This is a genomic window from Serratia sp. CoH_134_PS_4, from assembly GCF_058190535.1.
The window spans coordinates 586,285-604,549 of the sequence record NZ_JBXWKI010000001.1 but is presented as its reverse complement, the minus strand read 5'-3'; the positions used below and the strand labels follow the sequence as shown (position 1 = coordinate 604,549).

The window sequence follows — 18,265 nt, the reverse complement described above, 5'->3', positions numbered from 1 at the left end:
ATCTCCTCAGGCAAAAACCACGACCAACAGCGTCGCAAGCTCCACTGCGGCCAGGCCACGGCAGAAGGTAACGAATTTGTTACGGTGTAACTGATCGCTTATCGTTTTCGGCACCCAGCGGCGCAGTTGATAGAGCGGGGCAAACATCACCCGCAGCGGTTGAGCAAATCCGGTGGCCGTGATCACCATGGCATCCTCATGCCCATAACCACAGGCCCAGGCTTGACCCTGTGTGCGACGAGGCTGGCGACGAGTCTGGTAACGTGCCGCAATCAGCAACGGCAACAACGGCATTGCCAGCAATAAAATGGCGATCAGCGGAGTGGAAACCAGCGTCTCTGTTACGGAGACGCTGTGTTCTGGCATAGTGCCAATCAAGCGGGTAAACAGCGGGACAATCCAGAGTGCCCCCAGGCCGCATAGCAAACACAGTAATGCAGGCACGACATGGCTTAGCGTCAGCCACACGTTGGCCTGAACAGCATTCGCGGCAGCGTCGCTGCGCGGAGCTCCCAGGCAAGCCACACCAAACACCTTGCTGACGCACATCACCGCAAGTGCGCCGGTGAGGGCTAACGCCACCGCCAGCAGCGGACCCACCAGATGCCCGATAAAGCCCGGTGCGGCGCTGAAATGGAAAAGCCCTTGGTAGATCAACCATTCACTGGCGAAACCGTTCAGGGGTGGCAACGCCGCCATCGACACCAAACCAATCAAGAGAGAAACGGCGGTCCAGGGCATCAGCCGGGCTAAGCCCCCCATTTTTTCCATGTCTTTCAGGCCGGTTTGTTGCTCAATAGCGCCTGCAGCCAGTAACAATGCACTTTTGAACAGGCTGTGATTGAGCAAGTGGAACAAGCCCCCCACCAAAGCAAACGCCGTCAACAGAGGCTGTTGCAGTGCCATACCGACCATAGCGCCACCAATCCCCAGCAGAATGATGCCGATGTTCTCGAGCGTGTGATAAGCCAATAAGCGACGCAAATCGTGTTCCATCAACGCATACAGCCCGCCAAAAAACGCAGTCCCGGCAGCAAGCAGCAACACCAGCAAGCCCCACCACAGTGGCGGAGTGCCCAGCAGATCCAACCCGACTTTCAAAATACCCAGCAAACCGACTTTCATCAGCGCGCAGGAAAACAACGTGGCGGCAGAGGCAGGCGAGCTGCTATGGGATTGAGGTACCCAGGCATGTAACGGCATCACTCCGGCAAAGATGCCAAACCCGGCAAGTGCCAACAGGAACACGCCATTACGCAGTGCGTCTGGCAATGGCGTAGCGCGAATTACGCTAAATACCGAACTGTGGCTATGGGCATAAATCAGGGTGAACGCGATAACCAATAGCAGCGAGCCTAATCGCATCAGTAAGAACTGGTTATGCCCGGCACGCAGGCTTTTGGCTCCCGGGGAATGGGCAACCAGAAAGTAGCCGCACAACGCCGCCAGTTCCAACAGTAAAAGCAGAGCAATGGCATTATCGGCCATCACTGCGGCGCTTAATGCCGCCAACATCAGATTGGTCAGCCCGCCAATTCGTCCACGCGCGCGCGGGTTTAACCTGTGTATGTACCCCGCGTGATATAGCGCGGTAAAGACACCGCTAAGGGCAATCACCAGCAGTAGCAGTGCGTTAGGGCCACTGATTTCCACGGCATAATGCAGCCAGGGTAATCGGGCGCTGTGCAGTGGCGTAAACAACATGGATAAGGCCGCCAACAATGCGGCGAGAGCGCACAACAAAGTGCCGCCACTGAGCGGCCTGCTAGCCGATGCCCAGGGCGAGGTTAGCCAGCTCAACAACGCACAAAGCACGTATCCCCCGAATGCCAATGTCAGTAGCAACAATGGATCGGGCGCAATGGTATACATCATCAATTCGGCTCCTTGCGGAAGTCAGGGGCAGCAACGAACGGCAACTCGGCGCTGAGTGCCTGCATGGCGTTACGTCTTTTTTGTTCGCTCGCGAGTCGCACGTCACGGTCAGTCACCAAGCGGATGGCCTGAGTGGGGCAAGTGCGGATACACGCGGGGCCATCTGCGCTGAAATCGCAGAGATCGCACTTCACCGCCACAGCCCGGACGCCGGGCAGGCAGTCAAGAAAAGCACTAATGGGGCGTGGCGCTGTGGCAGCGGGTAGCGCAAGCGGCGTATTGCAATCTGCAGGTATCGCCAGCGGGGTACTACCACCAAAACCAATAGCCCCGAATGGGCAGGCAATGCCGCAAAGCTTGCAACTGATACACAGGCTTTCGTTCAGTGAGATGGCGTCATCCTGATGGCGAATCGCGTTGACTGGGCAGACTTGTGCACAGGGCGCATCTTCGCATTGATGACACATCACGGGGGCCGAATCGCGGGCACTGCGTATTACCTGCAAGCGGGGTAATGCCTGCAAGCCGTATTGCCGGTGTTCCGCAGAGCAACTTGCCATACAGGTATTGCAGCCAATACACAATTTAGGGTCCGCAATAATAAAGCGGTTCATGCACACTCCTTGCTTCGTCATTTATGACGACATCGTCAGTAAAAAATGACGTTTCGACAGTTTTCCGTCAGTGATTAACGCCGACAGTCAGACGGGTAAGGTTATTTTTTTCAGTGCGTCATGAATGGCACATCCATCATGAAGGGAGTCGAACAGGCATTGATAAATAATGGCGATCTTATCCAGATAATGTTCAAAAACTGCCTGTGTATCACGATTGCTTATTATTTCGTCGACATTGCCGTTTTCATCCAGGGTAGCATGTGCAAAAGCGGCAAAATTCTCCGGTTCATGCGCCGTCGCCAAATTAATGCGGTAGCAAATGTCTCGGCTGTAAAATCCCTCACTTAATTGAATACTAACGGTAAAGTGGTTGAACAAGACAAAGCGTAGGTCGTCCTCCTTTCCGTAGGTAAACTGATGATTAATCTTCTTTTTAGTGGTGGTGACCGCTTTAATTAATGTGCTGTGATAGGTTTGCCATTGCGCCATCAGGCGGTTGCTTTTGCTGGCGATATAATCGGCCTGGCTGGTTACTTCACTGATTGTACTCATTGTCCTCACTCAACATTAATGGTCATTGTCGAAACAGCTCTGGGTCAACGAGTTAAAGCATAAAGTGTGCCAAAGCTTCGAGTTATTCATTTATCCCTTTAACTTCAACCTGTAGCGTTAAATTAAATACCCGGTCTTTCAGAGGAGGGTTTATGTAATTGCTGCCGATGACATGACGATCGACAAATATGTCAATTTCGGTTTGGCATCATATTTGCAATGTTATTACTACGACGCGTTTTATCACCCTTGGCGGAGACCGGATGCACGAAATAACCTTGTGCCAACATGCGATGGAAATAATGCAGCAACAGGCTCGCCTGCATCATGCGCAACGTATTACTGCGGTGTGGTTCGAAATTGGCGCATTTTCTTGCGTGGAAGCGGAGTCTTTGCGCTTCTGTTTCGACATGGTGTGTCGAGACACCTTGGCTGAAGGCTGCGAGTTGCATCTGATAGAGCAACGTGCGCAGTCCTGGTGTCATGACTGCCAGCGCGATGTCCAGTTGCTGATGCCACAGGTCTTGGTCTGCCCGCACTGTGCCGGGCGAAACCTGCGTGTGGCGGCCGATGATGGCTTACACATAAAACGCCTGGAAATTGAATAGACAACATGCCCAAAGAAGAGAAAGGGTCTAGGAGGACGAACATGTGCAGTACCTGCGGTTGTGCCCACGGTGAACTGACGATTGAAGGGGAAGTAAAAGTCCCATTCCGTCCGCAACGGAATAGGCAAGGCGATTTGCATTATGGCTTGGGGCTGGCAGGCACCCATGCGCCGGGCATCAGCCAGCGCCGCATGCTGGAAATCGAAACCCGGGTGTTGGATAAAAACGATCGCCTGGCAGAGCGTAATCGTCAGTATTTCACCGAACAACATATCCTGGCGTTGAATCTGGTTTCCAGCCCCGGATCAGGCAAAACCACACTGCTGACAGAAACGTTGTTGCGGCTACGTGGCCATCATACTTGCGCGGTGGTGGAGGGAGACCAGCAAACCACCAACGATGCTGAACGCATTCGCGCGACCGGCGTCCCGGCAATTCAGGTCAATACCGGCAAAGGCTGTCATCTGGACGCACAAATGGTGCATGAAGCCACCCAGCGTTTAGGGTTGAAACCCGGCAGCCTGCTGTTTATCGAAAACGTCGGTAACCTGGTTTGTCCGGCCAGTTTTGATCTTGGCGAACGCCATAAGGTGGCAGTGCTCTCGGTTACCGAAGGGGAAGACAAACCCCTCAAGTACCCGCATATGTTTGCCGCCGCACGTTTGATGATCGTGAACAAAATCGATCTGCTGCCGTATTTGAAATTCGATTTGGCGGCCTGTATCGACAATGCCCGTCAGGTCAATCCCGCCATTGAGGTGATAACCCTGTCGGCAACCCACGGTGAAGGGATGGAACACTGGCTGGCTTGGCTGGAGAAAGAGTTATGTGTATAGGCATTCCCGGGCAAATCGTGGCGTTGGATGAAAACCAGCCCCAACATGCCTGGGCCGACGTCTGCGGTGTGCAGCGTGAAGTGAATATTGCGTTGGTACGTAAAGATGATGAACCCAGAGAAGCGATGATCGGCTGCTGGGTATTGATCCACGTAGGGTTCGCGATGAGCCGACTTGATCGGCACGAAGCCGAAGAGATGTTGGCGGCGCTGCACGCGATGGGCGAAGTAGAAGAGGATGTGGCGCTGTTTTTAGCGGGGGAAGGCCAGCATGCATTACGTTGACGAATTCCGCGATCCGCACCGGGTAAAATCGCTGCTTCAGCATATCAGGCACCGCGCTGCCCAGTTGTCTTTTACCACCGAACGACCGCTGCAAATCATGGAAGTGTGTGGGGGACATACTCATGCCATTTTCCGTTTTGGCCTGGATAAGTTGCTACCGCCCAACATTGAGTTTATCCACGGCCCGGGTTGCCCGGTGTGCGTGTTGCCGATGGGGCGCATAGACGCCTGCTGTGAAATCGCCGAGCACCCGGAGGTCATCTTTTGCACCTTCGGCGATGCGCTACGGGTACCGGGCAAACAGGGTTCATTGTTGCAGGCCCGTGAACGCGGGGCCGATGTACGGGTGGTTTACTCCCCATTGGATGCACTGGCACTGGCAAGACAAAACGCACACCGGCAGGTGGTGTTCTTTGCCCTTGGTTTTGAAACCACCATGCCGGTTACGGCGATAACCCTGCAGCAGGCCCGACAGGAAGGCCAACGCAACTTTAGCGTATTTTGCCAGCACATCAGTCTGATCCCGACGCTACGCAGCCTGTTGCAACAGCCAGATGTGCGTATCGACGGTTTTCTGGCACCCGGCCATGTCAGCATGGTGATCGGTACCGAACCTTACGATTTTATCAGCCAGCAGTACCGCAAACCATTGGTCGTGGCCGGTTTTGAACCGCTGGATATCTTGCAGGGAGTAATGATGCTGGTTGAGCAATTCCTTCAACAGCAGAGCCGGACCGAAAATCAATACCGACGCGTGGTACCGGAGCAAGGAAACCCGCTGGCTCAGCAAGCTATGAGTGAAGTGTTTGTGCTGGGTGGTGGGAGTGAATGGCGAGGCCTTGGCACCATTGCCAATTCCGGCATTGCCTTAACCCCCGTCTATAGCGCCTTTGATGCAGAGCGCCGTTTTCAACCGCAATATCGGCAGGTGGCAGATGATCCTCATGCTCGCTGCGGGGATGTGCTCACCGGGCGTTGCAAACCGCGGGATTGCCCCATGTTTGGCCGCGGCTGTACACCACAAAATGCTTTTGGTGCCCTGATGGTGTCTTCAGAAGGTGCCTGCGCCGCTTGGTATCAATACCGCCGTGAAACAGAGGAGACTCCGGCATGAATAACGTCATTACTCTGGCTCACGGTAGCGGCGGCACAGCGATGCAGCAGTTATTGGATACGCTTTTCCTGCCCGCTTTCGCCAACCCGCTATTGGATCAGCGTGAAGATCAGGCTCGGCTAAGTCTGGCGGGGTTAACGCAGCAGGGCGATCGACTGGCGTTTACCACCGACAGCTACGTCATTGATCCTATTTTCTTTCCGGGTGGGGATATCGGCAAACTGGCCGTCTGCGGCACGGCGAACGATCTGGCGGTGAGCGGCGCCCGGCCAGGCTATCTTTCCTGCGGTTTTATCCTCGAAGAGGGCTTACCCCTGGTCGATTTACAGCGGGTGGTTGCTTCTATGGCCGCGACCGCTCAGCAGGCCGGTATGCGTATCGTGACCGGGGATACTAAGGTGGTGCAACGTGGCGCTGCTGACAAAGTGTTTATCAATACTGCCGGTATCGGCGTGATCCCGAACGATCTGAATTGGGCTGCTCAAAATATCCAGGCAGGAGACGTCATCATTGTTAGCGGTACGTTAGGTGACCATGGGGCGACTATCCTCAATTTGCGGGAAAATCTGGGAATGTCGTTGGATGTTATCAGCGATTGTGCCGTGTTAACCCCTTTAATCTCACCGCTGCGCGCCATCAATGGCGTGCGGGCACTCCGTGATGCTACCCGCGGCGGCGTGAACGCCATTCTGCATGAGTTTGCTCGTGCAGCACATGTCGGTATTGAGGTTGAAGAGCGTCTATTGCCGGTAGCCCCGGCGGTGCGAGGGATCTGTGAATTGCTGGGGCTGGACGCTATCAATTTTGCCAATGAGGGAAAACTGGTCGTGGTTGCCGCGCCAGAGGCTGAACACGCGGTTCTGACCGCATTGCAGGCGCATCCCTTGGGCACCGCCGCGGCGGTAATTGGCCGTGTGACAGGTGGGCGGCAAGTGAGGATGCAGGGTGCTTACGGCATCAGCCGTTTACTGGATTTGCCCCATGCCGAACCTTTGCCGCGCATTTGTTGATCCTGTCGGGGGAGAACGCCGTCGCTCAGCGTTACACTTTGCGACGTGACTCACACAAATCATCATCGCGACTCAGGCAAGTGATAAACAATGTCGAATGCACAATTAGAAAAACAAGCGCTACTTGAAATTACCCGCACGTTACTCAGTCAACACAGCTTCACTGATTTACTGATGCAATTGCGTCAGGTGTTGCAACGCCTGCAGTTGGCGGAACATGTGACGCTGGTGTTGTTTGATCCGCACAGTGAGCGGGTGAGTTTTTACGGTTTGGATGCCCGTCGGCAACCGCTGAACTACCAGGATGAGACTCTGTTGGCCAATGGGCCGGTCAGTCGGCTACGGCAGAGTCCCTTACCGCAGTGTTGGCAGAGCGATGACCTACACGCCCGTTACCCGCAAATCGGCGCACTGGCGCTGTATCCCCCCTTTAGCCAGTACTGTCTGATGCCGCTGCATGCAGGCGGTACCCTCATCGGCGGGTGTGAACTGCTGCACGCTAACCCACAGCCTTTCAGTGATAGCAGTCTGGTGCAACTGCAGACACTGATGGAGTTGGTTGCACTGGCAACTGAGCAGCTCACGTTACGCAAAGAAGCGGAAGCGCAGCAACGTCAGTTACGCCATGAGCGAGATGACTACCGTATTTTGGTCGACGTCACCAACGCAGTGCTGTCGAAGCTTGATCTGGACGATTTGATCGGCGAGATCTCCACGGAAATTCACCGCTTTTTCAAAATTGATGCCATCAGTATGGTGCTGTACGTAGATAAAACAGAACAGGTAACCATTTACTCCACCCATTATTTGCAAGACGACGTCGTTGAACGGCAGCAATACAGCGTCCCATTGGCAGGCACGTTATCGGAACAGGTAATGCAAAGTGGCGAAATGCTGCTGTTGAATCTGAGGCATTCCGATCGCCTGGCGGCGTATGAACGCCAGCTGTTCGATCTGTGGCATGACCAAATTCAAACGCTCTGCGTGCTGCCATTGGTGTTTGGCAAAAAGACCCTGGGCGTTCTGAAACTGGCGCAGTGTCAACCGGACAATTTTAACGCTGCCAATTTGCGGGTGTTGCAACAGATTGCCGAACGTATTGCTATTGCGGTTGATAACGCACTGGCGTACCAGGAGATCAACCGGCTTAAAGAGAGCCTGGTGCATGAAAACCTCTATCTGACCGAGCAGATTAACGGCAACAACCCGGATTTCGGTGAGATTGTCGGACGCAGCGTCGTGATGTCTGCGGTGCTAAAACAGGTCGAAATGGTGGCTAAAAGCGACTGTTCGGTGTTGATCCTGGGTGAAACCGGCACCGGTAAAGAACTTATCGCTCGCGCTATCCACAATTTGAGCGAGCGTCGCGACCAACGCATGGTGAAAATGAATTGTGCCGTGATGCCAACAGGGTTGCTGGAAAGTGATCTGTTCGGCCATGAAAAGGGCTCGTTCACGGGAGCGACGAACCAACGAATGGGGCGTTTTGAACTGGCGGACAAAGGTACCTTGTTTCTGGATGAAGTCGGTGAAATTCCCGTTGAACTGCAACCTAAGTTACTGCGGGTATTGCAGGAAAGGGAGTTTGAGCGAGTAGGTGGCAACAAAGTGATTTCGGTCGATGTGCGTTTGATTGCGGCAACCAACCGTGATTTGCAGCAAATGGTGGCCGACCGCGAATTCCGTAGCGATCTTTTCTACCGACTGAACGTGTTCCCTATCGTTATTCCCCCGCTTCGGGAGCGGCCCGAAGACATTCCCCAATTGGTGAAATTCCTGACCTATAAAATCGCGCGTCGGATGAAACGCACGATCGATAGCATTCCAGCGGAGACGCTGCGTTTGCTGAGCCAAATGCCGTGGCCAGGTAATGTGCGCGAGCTGGAGAATGTCATCGAGCGCGCGGTGTTACTGACGCACGGCACGGTGCTTAATCTGCAACTGCCGGAAATTCAGTATCCCGTGCCTTCGATGGCGTTACCCCTCCCTACGCCGGAACCCAGTCAGCCTGGAGAAGACGAGCGTCAGCGGATTATCCGCGTGCTGAAGGAAACCAATGGCGTGGTCGCCGGCCCGCGGGGCGCTGCGCAGCGATTGGGTCTGAAGCGAACCACATTGCTTTCACGGATGAAAAAATGGGGCATTTTGGTCAAGTAAGGGGGAGGTAAATAAAAGGCCAGAGCCCGGTTGAATATCGGACTCTGGCCCCGTCATGCACTTACCCTTGGCCGTTCAGTTTTGTTTCCTCGGGCCTTTGCTTGCGCAGTAAATGCAACAGTAAGGACACGCGTCGCTCTGTCCGTTCCGGGCTATCCGGTGGCAAGTTATAACGTAAGCTATAACGCTCGTTTTTCTCATTGACGAATTCGATGAGAAGCACGGGGACCGAAGCCCCGACGACGTGTTGATAGTTCAATGAGATAGATGACAGGTCTCTTTTCATGAAAATACCCATGATCCATCAGCTCACAACGAGGGGGCGACGAGTTGACACAGCAATCCGTCCGATACCAAAGCTCAGTGCGGCACCCAATAACAGTATCAGTAAGGAACTCCATGCGGCACGGGACACTTGCTTGGCCGCCACGTCCGCAGCTTCACGCGCTTTCTGCTCTGCCTGAGCCTTAAGTTTTTCGACTTTTTGCACCGCCTGCTGATATGCCTGGGCGTAATTATCAACGATTTGAGTCGCTTCGGCGCGGCTCTTACCGGTACGTGCAGCAACGATGTTCACCAACGCATCTTTATCCGCCGCGTTCAAAGCAGGTTCGCCGGATTGTTTAACGCGTTCGAACCATTGTTTAAGCTCTGTCGCGGCCTGCGTTGGATCGGTGGTGGCATCAGTGGCTGATTGCTTGCCGTCCGTTGCTGCCTGTTCGGTTTTTTGCGTCAGCGTCGATGGATCTAATTCAGGCTTACCTGTTTGCTTGAGTGTGGTGGTCAACTGATCCTCCAAATCCCCCCAGTCCAGGCTAATACCTTTCTTATCAAGTTGCTGCTTGACGCTATCACCAATACCCGGTGCGGCTGCCGCAAGGCCATTGCCCGCCAGCGATAACCCTTTACCCACGGCGTTTCCGGCCAAACCGACAACGCCGCTCGCCAACGAAACCACCAACCAGGTCGTCAGCAATGTGGTCACCGCCCAGCTCAACAAGCCGTGCAAGCCGCCACGATCAGGTGCGGTTCGGCCAGCGATAAATGCCCCCGCAGCTAGCGAGATCAGCGTGGAGACAAAGAGCCAAATCCCGGTCCCTACACCGAAGCCGCTTAACGGGTTGCCTTCATGCATCGGGTCCACGGCAGATGCGCCAACAGCGGTACCCAGGACGCTTAATATTAAATAGGTCACCAGCGCCATGGCACTCCCGGCCAATATTGAGCCCCATGAAACGTGAAACGCAAAGCGATTGGATTCATAGACAGTGGTCATTGTTCTTCCTTATATTTACTGGACAAGTGGTTGTACGCGCAGCATCCACCGCGCCGACAGAATCAGTCTGCCGCTGTGCACCATCGATCGTCCCGGTTCATTTGCACTGCTAAACCTAGTGCATTCACACCCCGCGAATGCATGACTTACGCACTATGCTGATCCTGAAGTCGCGTAATTTACAGGAGCTCCGATCGCCGCTCGGCGGCCCGGGACCTTTCGTATTTTGGAGAAAACATGAGCCAGGCCGTACTCGCCAGCGAAACTAACCGTAGCCAATTACAACAGATCATCTCAGGGCTGACCGAAGGGGTGATGTTGATTGAAATCGACCAGACTATTCTTTGGGCTAATGAAGCCGCGCTAAGCATGCATGGATTGAGTCATCTGAGTGAACTGGGGGCAAATGCCCGAGAGTACGCTGAACGTTTTGCCCTGCGGTATCGCAACAATCATCCGTTAACGGCGGATCAATACCCGATCAGCCGGGTTGCCAAGGGGGAGGCGTTTAGCGATGTGCTGGTGGAGGTGAAACCCACCACGGAGCCAGACTTCATTTGGGTTCACCGGTTACGCAGCCTGATTATCACCGACAGCCAAGGGCAGCCCGAGTTGCTGGTGTTGATCTTGAGCGATGCCACTGAATGGGCGAGTGCGGAGGAGCGTTTTGAAAAAACGTTCAACGCCAATCCCGCACCCGCCGTGATCTGCAGCCTGAGCGATCTGCGTTACATTAAGGTCAACCAGGGGTTTCTCGACATGACCGGCTATAGCCGCGACCAGGTCATGGGCAACTCGGTCTACGCATTGGATGTACTGGAGCAGGCAGAGCATAAAGAGCAAGCCGTACAGCGCCTGATTGACGGGGAAACCATTCCGCAGATGCAAGCAGAGCTGAAATTACCGGAGGGGGGAACCAAGCTGGTCATCGTCGCCGGTCAGCCGTTAGACGTTAATGAAAAAGAGTGCATGCTGTTTACCTTTACCGATCTGGAGCCCCGGCGTAAGGCAGAGTCAGCCTTGCGTGAGAGCGAAGAGCGATTTGCCAAATCCTTTCGCTTGAGCCCGGTTCCCACGCTGGTATGCACGGCTGACAAACAGCAGGTGTTGGATATCAATGAAGCCTTTATGAAGACCACCGGATATGCCGCTGAGGAGCTCATCGGTAAGTCGGTCGACGACATCAATTTTTTTGACGGGCAAGGGGAGTGCCAGCGCTTGTTTGCCGCGTTGGGGAAAACCGGCAACGTCGAGAGTCAGGATTTCAAAATCCGGAAAAAGGGCAATGATGTGATCGATTGTGTGGTCTCAGCCGATGCGGTGAGTATTCAGGATGCCCCTTGTTACCTGCTTGTGCTGATGGACATTACTGAGCGTAAGCGTTCAGAGCTTGAATTGGTCGTGGCTATCGAGGAGGTGATGCAAGATGCGTCCTGGTTCAGCCAAACCCTGCTTGAGAAACTGGCCAATGTAAAAAGCATCAACAAGCCCAATCTTTCAGGGTTTTCCTTTACCGATCTTACCGCCCGCGAGCGCGATGTATTGGGGTTAATCTGTGAAGGTTTGCCGGACAAGAAAATCGCGACCCGGCTCAATCTTGCCCCCAATACCGTACGCAATCACGTGGCTACGGTGTATTCCAAACTTGACGTGCATAGCCGCAGCGAAGCTATCGTTTGGGCCAGAGAGCGGGGGCTGTTTGCGGGTGAACGGCAGCCTAAAAACGGCAAATAGGGTGCAAATGGACTAGTTCTTCCCATGCAAACTGGCCTTATGAACCCGTGATTTGCGGCTTAACATTGAGGACAAGTCACGGCATCTGTCTCTACCGATGCCGAAGCTGACCTAACCTCAGGAGAGCATAATGAACAGCGATAAGATCAATGGTGTTATGGACAAAGTTGTGGGTAAAGCACAAGAAGTGGCGGGTGACGTGACGGGCGACGAGCAGTTACAAGCCGAAGGAACCACCCGTTACGTTGCTGGTGCAGTGCAAGAAAAATACGGTGATGCTCTGAACTGCATCAGTGATGCCGTCAGGAAGAAGCCGCTCGCTACCGTTGCTATCTTTGCCGGCGTGAGTTTACTGGCTGGCCTGCTGTTACGTCGCCGTTAAGACAGGTTTAACTTCTGATATCGCCCGCATTTCGCGGGCGAACTGCTTCAAAATGGGCGGGTCATTGACAGCCTGACTTATTCATCGCCTTTCGCCCCGCAGTCATCTTTGTCCGCTATCCTTCCCTGAACAGAACCAAAACCATCTTGGGCTCTGTTTTGCGTCTGGCGCATACGTCCTATATATTTATTCATAGGCCCTGAGGCCGTTAGGGAATAGTGATTCTTGATCCAACTAGTCACCGATTACTAGGAAGCTATCATGCATAAAAGAACACTGGCGACATTGCACTACGAGAATATGCCTTACGACGGGGTGTACTACCATATCTTAAAACGTGAGGCGCAAGGGCACACGGCGCTGTTGAAACTTGATGCTGGCAGTAAGCAGTCGGCCCGTATGCATCCGGGCTGGGTTAAATTGATGGTCCTGTCCGGTGAGCTCAACGTTGGGGACCAGACTTTGCAGTCTCATGAAATGTTGATGATCCCGGCCAAAACCGCGTATACGGTAGAAGCGATAACGGAAGTGTTCTGTCTGGCGATATCTGAACTCGATGGGGTAGAACTGGCTCGTTAAAGAGTGTACTTATCAGATTGGCCTGGTGGGTGTCATGGGCTTATCTGGTGGAATTCCCCGTCAAGCCGCGGGGAGTTCTGATTTACGCTGGAAAACGGCCTGGGCTCAACAAAGGCATCCCTTTTTACCTGCTGAGATCTATCTGGCGCAGTTTTCTGAAACGATATCCCCCATCTTGCGTATCCCGTTGCTTTCAGAACATCACCCTGTCCTTGTCTCTCACTGCAACGCCTTGAATGATCAGGCAGGGGATATAAAACACGTAAGTGACCAAATAACCATTTGGTCACTCGTTGCGGATCGACGCTTACCAAGATAAGCTATACAGATGAATGAAAAAATGAATACACCACAGACGCGGGGCCCTTCGGACCACAGTGTTCGCGATCAGGTCGTGGCAGCCGCTACCGAATACTTCGGGCACTACGGTTATGAAAAAACCACGGTGTCCGATCTGGCCAAAGCGATCGGCTTTTCGAAGGCTTACATCTACAAATTCTTTGAATCCAAACAGGCCATTGGCGAGGTGATCTGTTCTAATCGCCTGGCGATGATTATGGCGCTGGTGGACTCAGCCATAGCCGATTCGCCAACCGCGTCAGAGAAGCTAAGACGCTTGTTCAAGGCGCTGTCGGAGACCAGTAGCGACTTATTCTTCCATGACAGAAAACTCTATGATATCGCCGCCGTCGCCGCACGCGATCAATGGCCTTCGGTGAAAGCACATCAAACTCATCTGCTGCAAATCATCCAACAGATCCTCCGCGAAGGGCGTGAGTCCGGAGAGTTTGAACGCAAGACCCCGATGGACGAGGCTGCCAGTGCGATTTATCTGGTGATGTGTCCCTATATCAACCCCGTACAGCTGCAATACAACCTGGAAACCGCCGGGGAAGCCGCGGTACTGTTGTCGGGCCTGATATTGCGCAGTTTGTCGCCTTAACATGAATGGTGACCATTGACTTAATTGGTCACTAGTCGCAGAATGCGGTTCTTGTCCTGTCAATGACGTAAGGGAACCCCATGCTCCGGCTCAGACCTGCCACTATTGGCGCTTGCCTGTTACCCCTGGCCTTGGTGGCCTGTGATAACGTATCAACCGTCGACGATCCGCGAAATAAGCCGCCGCTAGTGAGGGCGGCTGTGGTAGAAAATGCGGTCGACATCTCCCGTGCATTCACCGGCGTCGTGGTCGCCCGAACCCAAAGTGACTTGGGATTCCGTGTCTCTGGCAAAATACTTGAGCGTCTGGTCGATACCGGCCAGTCCGTCAAACGCGGCCAGCCGCTGATGCGGCTGGATCCGGTTGATCTTGGTTTGCAGGCGCGGGCACAGCAACAAGCGGTGGCTGCCGCACGGGCGCAGGCTCGGCAGGCGACGGCCGATGAGGCTCGCTATCGCGGGCTGGTCACAACCGGCGCAGTTTCGGCGTCGGCCTATGATCAGATCAAGGCGGCGGCGGATACCGCAAAGGCACAACTCAGTGCCGCAGAAGCGCAGGCAGATGTAGCCCGGAATGCGTCCGAGTATGCCGTTTTGCTGGCTGACGCCGATGGCGTGGTGGTGGACACGCTGGCCGAGCCAGGACAAGTTGTCAGTGCTGGGCAAGCCGTGGTGCGACTGGCGCGTGCGGGGCAACGCGAAGCCATAGTGCATCTACCGGAAAACTTGCGTCCGGCCATCGGCAGCGTGGCTATGGCCCGTCTGTATGGGCGCGACACGGGAGCGGTACCTTCAACATTACGCCTGCTTTCTGATGCAGCCGATGCTTCAACACGGACGTTCGAGGCCAGGTATGTACTTAACGGCCCGCTGGCAGGGGCCCCCTTAGGTTCAACCGTCACCCTTGATATCGCCAAAAACGAAAGCACCGCGCCACTGCTGCAGATCCCCATTGCCGCACTGTTTGATCCCGGTAAGGGTACCGGCGTATGGGTTATTGCCGGTCAGCAGGCGGCTGTCGCCTGGCACCCCATACAGGTTCTGAGCATCAGCGACGATGTCGCCAAGGTTGCCGGCAATCTTAAGGCGGGTGATCAGGTTGTGGCATTGGGTGCCCATTTGCTGCGCGACGGTGAACAGGTCAGGGTGGCACCCGTTTTGCCAGGAGCCGCTCATGAGTGAAGGGCGTTTCAATCTCTCGGCACTTGCCGTTCGCGAACGTGCCATTACGCTGTTTCTGATTCTTCTTATCGCGGTAGCCGGTGTTCTTGCGTTCTTTGAGTTGGGACGGGCGGAGGATCCCCCCTTTACGGTTAAACAGATGACGGTCATCACTGCATGGCCGGGCGCGACCGCGCAGGAAATGCAGGATCAGGTCGCCGAACCGCTCGAAAAACGGATGCAAGAGCTGAAGTGGTATGACCGCACCGAGACTTATACCCGCCCCGGTCTGGCTTTCACTATGGTGTCATTGGCAGACAAAACACCGCCTGCCGAGGTGCAGGAAGCCTTCTATCAGGCGCGCAAGAAGCTGGGTGACGAAGCTAAAAACTTACCTGCCGGCGTCATTGGGCCGATGGTCAATGACGAGTTCTCTGACGTAACCTTTGCGCTGTTTGCTTTAAAAGCCAAAGGGGAACCGCAACGTCTGTTGGTCCGTGATGCGGAGTCCTTGCGCCAACGTTTACTCCATGTACCTGGCGTGAAGAAGGTCAACATCATCGGGGAGCAGGCCGAGCGCATCTTCGTTTCATTTTCCCACGATCGGCTCGCCACGCTAGGGGTTACCCCACAGGAGATTTTCTCCGCGCTGAACAGTCAGAACGTCTTAACGCCCGCAGGTTCGATCGATACCCACGGGCCGCAGGTATTTCTTCGCCTTGACGGTGCTTTCGATACCCTGGCCAAGATCCGCGCGACACCTATTGTGGCCCAAGGGCGCACCTTGACGCTTTCGGATGTCGCGACTGTTGAGCGCGGCTATGAAGACCCGGCGACCTTCATTATTCGCAACAACGGCGAACAGGCATTGTTACTGGGCATTGTGATGCGCGAAGGCTGGAACGGACTGGATTTGGGGAAAGCGCTTGATGTTGAGACCAGCAAAATAAACGCGGATATGCCGTTGGGCATGACGTTAACCAAAGTCACCGATCAATCCGTTAATATCGGCTCGGCGGTCAATGAGTTTATGGTGAAGTTTTTCGTCGCACTCCTGGTTGTGATGGTCGTTTGCTTCGTCAGCATGGGATGGCGAGTGGGCGTTGTTGTCGCTGCCGCTGTCCCTTTGACGCTGGCCGTGGTGTTTGTCGTAATGGCGTCCACAGGCAAGAACTTTGACCGCATCACGTTGGGATCGTTAATACTGGCGCTGGGACTGCTGGTTGACGACGCCATCATTGCCATTGAAATGATGGTGGTAAAGATGGAGGAAGGCTACGACCGTATCAAAGCCTCTGCCTATGCCTGGAGCCACACCGCAGCCCCCATGCTGGCCGGGACGCTGGTAACAGCCATTGGGTTTATGCCTAACGGTTTTGCACAGTCAACGGCTGGCGAGTACACCAGTAATATGTTTTGGATTGTCGGCATCGCGCTGATTGCCTCCTGGGTGGTTGCGGTGATCTTTACACCCTATTTGGGGGTAAAGATGCTGCCGAACATCAAGACGGTTGAAGGCGGCCACGAAGCTATCTATAACACTCGCCACTATAATCGTTTTCGCCGTTTATTGGCCCGCGTCATTACTCGCAAATGGTGGGTGGCAGGGGCCGTGGTGAGTGCTTTTGTTTTGGCCATCCTTTCCATGGGGCTGATCAAAAAGCAGTTTTTCCCTACTTCCGACCGTCCTGAAGTATTGGTTGAGGTGCAGATGCCCTATGGCACCTCTATCGAACAGACCAGCGCGGCCACCGCGAAAATTGAAACCTGGCTGAAAAAGCAGGGTGAGGCCAAGATCGTTACGTCGTATATCGGCCAGGGTTCGCCACGTTTCTATCTGGCGATGGCGCCGGAGCTGCCCGATCCCTCGTTTGCAAAAATTGTGGTGCTCACCGACAGCCCGGCAGCCCGTGAAGCCCTAAAATTCCGCCTGCGAGCGGCGGCGGCAGACGGACTGGCACCCGAAGCGCGAGTGAGAGTGACGCAACTGGTGTTTGGCCCGTATTCACCGTTCCCCGTGGCGTATCGCGTTTCGGGGCCGAACCCCGACAAACTGCGTGAGATTGCAGGACAGGTCGAGACCGTGATGCAAGCCAGCCCAATGATGCGTACCGTCAATACCGACTGGGGGCCACGCGTGCCAACGCTGCATTTCTCGTTGGATCAGGACCGGCTGCAAGCGGTGGGTCTGACGTCAAACAGCGTGGCGCAACAATTACAGTTCCTGCTCTCTGGCGTCCCGATCACCGTGGTGCGAGAGGACATTCGCGCGGTACAGGTTGTAGGGCGCGCGGCGGGGGATATTCGTCTCGATCCGGCCCAAATAGAAGGATTTACCCTTGTGGGCTCTGCCGGGCAACGTATTCCGCTGTCGCAGGTGGGCGAGGTCGATGTACGTATGGAAGATCCTGTCCTGCGGCGTCGCGATCGTACCCCAACGATGACCGTGCGAGGTGACATTGATGAGGGGCTGCAACCACCCGATGTTTCCACTGCGATACTGAGTGAGCTCAAGCCGATCATCGACCAATTGCCTGCCGGCTATCGCATCGAGCAAGCGGGATCCATTGAGGAATCAGCCAAGGCGACCCAAGCAATGTTGCCGTTATTCCCAATCATGATTGCGCTGACGTTGTTGGTCATCATCCTGCAGGTGCGCTCGATATCGGCAATGGTCATGGTGTTTCTCACCGCACCCTTGGGCCTGATTGGCGTCGTACCCACATTACTGCTGTTCCAACAGCCATTTGGCATTAACGCCCTGGTCGGCCTGATCGCACTGTCGGGTATTTTAATGCGTAATACCCTGATCCTGATTGGCCAAATTACTGACAATCAAAAGCAGGGCATGGACCCGTTCCATGCAGTGGTGGAGGCCACAGTGCAACGTGCCAGACCGGTGTTGCTTACGGCATTGGCAGCCATATTGGCGTTTATTCCGCTGACCCATTCGGTATTCTGGGGCACTCTGGCATACACTTTGATCGGCGGTACGTTCGGTGGAACCATCATGACATTGGTATTTCTGCCTGCCATGTATGCCATCTGGTTTAAGATCCGCCCTGGCAAGGTGTGATTTGGTGACATTGTCACCTACTTACGCAGCCCAAGACTTCACCTGGCGAGACCCACAAGGGA

16 protein-coding genes are annotated in these 18,265 nt (G+C 54.6%); 12 read left to right on the top strand and 4 right to left on the bottom strand.

Annotation, left to right across the window (positions count from 1 at the left end; genetic code table 11):
• Positions 1 to 6: 6 nt before the first annotated feature.
• The 3 genes from AC2FCQ_RS02795 to hycA form a co-directional block, all read right to left on the bottom strand.
• The gene (locus AC2FCQ_RS02795) at positions 7 to 1,875 is read right to left on the bottom strand and encodes a proton-conducting transporter transmembrane domain-containing protein (RefSeq protein WP_490307521.1); all 1,869 of its coding nucleotides are present in this window, start codon (positions 1,873 to 1,875) and stop codon (positions 7 to 9) included.
• Positions 1,875 to 2,489, bottom strand: a complete 615-nt coding sequence (locus AC2FCQ_RS02790) for a 4Fe-4S dicluster domain-containing protein (protein WP_265557095.1) — start codon at positions 2,487 to 2,489, stop codon at positions 1,875 to 1,877. The genes AC2FCQ_RS02795 and AC2FCQ_RS02790 overlap by 1 nt, the downstream gene beginning before the upstream one ends.
• 87 nt (positions 2,490 to 2,576) lie before the next feature.
• On the bottom strand, positions 2,577 to 3,044 hold the full coding sequence (gene hycA / locus AC2FCQ_RS02785) for a formate hydrogenlyase regulator HycA (RefSeq protein WP_490307520.1): 468 nt from the start codon (positions 3,042 to 3,044) through the stop codon (positions 2,577 to 2,579).
• 263 nt (positions 3,045 to 3,307) lie between these two features.
• Between hycA and hypA the strand changes: the two genes are divergently transcribed.
• The 6 genes from hypA (at position 3,308) to flhA (ending at position 9,053) form a co-directional block, all read left to right on the top strand.
• A complete protein-coding gene (gene hypA, locus AC2FCQ_RS02780; RefSeq protein WP_490307519.1) occupies positions 3,308 to 3,652 on the top strand; it encodes a hydrogenase maturation nickel metallochaperone HypA in 345 nt (114 codons plus the stop codon).
• A gap of 41 nt (positions 3,653 to 3,693) precedes the next feature.
• Entirely contained in the window at positions 3,694 to 4,488 is a 795-nt protein-coding gene (gene hypB / locus AC2FCQ_RS02775) for a hydrogenase nickel incorporation protein HypB (protein ID WP_209633432.1), read from the top strand.
• Entirely contained in the window at positions 4,479 to 4,772 is a 294-nt protein-coding gene (locus tag AC2FCQ_RS02770; RefSeq protein ID WP_265557092.1) for a HypC/HybG/HupF family hydrogenase formation chaperone, read from the top strand. The genes hypB and AC2FCQ_RS02770 overlap by 10 nt, the downstream gene beginning before the upstream one ends.
• Positions 4,759 to 5,886, top strand: coding sequence for a hydrogenase formation protein HypD (hypD, locus tag AC2FCQ_RS02765; RefSeq protein ID WP_490307517.1), 1,128 nt, complete (start codon positions 4,759 to 4,761; stop codon positions 5,884 to 5,886). Before AC2FCQ_RS02770 ends, hypD begins: the two co-directional genes overlap by 14 nt.
• Positions 5,883 to 6,896 (top strand): hydrogenase expression/formation protein HypE, encoded by a 1,014-nt coding sequence (gene hypE / locus AC2FCQ_RS02760; protein WP_265557090.1) that lies wholly within the window; start codon positions 5,883 to 5,885, stop codon positions 6,894 to 6,896. The genes hypD and hypE overlap by 4 nt, the downstream gene beginning before the upstream one ends.
• A gap of 90 nt (positions 6,897 to 6,986) precedes the next feature.
• Positions 6,987 to 9,053, top strand: a complete 2,067-nt coding sequence (gene flhA / locus AC2FCQ_RS02755; protein ID WP_490307515.1) for a formate hydrogenlyase transcriptional activator FlhA — start codon at positions 6,987 to 6,989, stop codon at positions 9,051 to 9,053.
• 304 nt (positions 9,054 to 9,357) lie between these two features.
• Here flhA and AC2FCQ_RS02750 read toward each other — a convergent pair whose 3' ends face one another.
• Positions 9,358 to 10,329, bottom strand: a complete 972-nt coding sequence (locus tag AC2FCQ_RS02750; protein ID WP_490307513.1) for a hypothetical protein — start codon at positions 10,327 to 10,329, stop codon at positions 9,358 to 9,360.
• A 237-nt stretch (positions 10,330 to 10,566) separates the two neighbouring features.
• Between AC2FCQ_RS02750 and AC2FCQ_RS02745 the strand changes: the two genes are divergently transcribed.
• The 6 genes from AC2FCQ_RS02745 to AC2FCQ_RS02720 all read left to right on the top strand — a co-directional run bounded on the left by AC2FCQ_RS02745 (position 10,567) and on the right by AC2FCQ_RS02720 (position 18,203).
• Positions 10,567 to 12,063, top strand: coding sequence for a PAS domain S-box protein (locus AC2FCQ_RS02745; protein ID WP_490307512.1), 1,497 nt, complete (start codon positions 10,567 to 10,569; stop codon positions 12,061 to 12,063).
• A 130-nt stretch (positions 12,064 to 12,193) separates the two neighbouring features.
• The gene (locus AC2FCQ_RS02740) at positions 12,194 to 12,445 is read left to right on the top strand and encodes a CsbD family protein (protein ID WP_209633446.1); all 252 of its coding nucleotides are present in this window, start codon (positions 12,194 to 12,196) and stop codon (positions 12,443 to 12,445) included.
• A 261-nt stretch (positions 12,446 to 12,706) separates the two neighbouring features.
• Positions 12,707 to 13,024, top strand: coding sequence for a cupin domain-containing protein (locus tag AC2FCQ_RS02735; RefSeq protein ID WP_209633448.1), 318 nt, complete (start codon positions 12,707 to 12,709; stop codon positions 13,022 to 13,024).
• A gap of 340 nt (positions 13,025 to 13,364) precedes the next feature.
• Positions 13,365 to 13,967 (top strand): TetR/AcrR family transcriptional regulator, encoded by a 603-nt coding sequence (locus AC2FCQ_RS02730; protein ID WP_490307511.1) that lies wholly within the window; start codon positions 13,365 to 13,367, stop codon positions 13,965 to 13,967.
• A gap of 80 nt (positions 13,968 to 14,047) precedes the next feature.
• The gene (locus AC2FCQ_RS02725) at positions 14,048 to 15,148 is read left to right on the top strand and encodes an efflux RND transporter periplasmic adaptor subunit (protein ID WP_490307510.1); all 1,101 of its coding nucleotides are present in this window, start codon (positions 14,048 to 14,050) and stop codon (positions 15,146 to 15,148) included.
• Positions 15,141 to 18,203: an efflux RND transporter permease subunit gene (locus AC2FCQ_RS02720; RefSeq protein WP_490307509.1), complete on the top strand. Its 3,063-nt coding sequence runs from the start codon at positions 15,141 to 15,143 to the stop codon at positions 18,201 to 18,203. Before AC2FCQ_RS02725 ends, AC2FCQ_RS02720 begins: the two co-directional genes overlap by 8 nt.
• Positions 18,204 to 18,265: the final 62 nt, after the last annotated feature.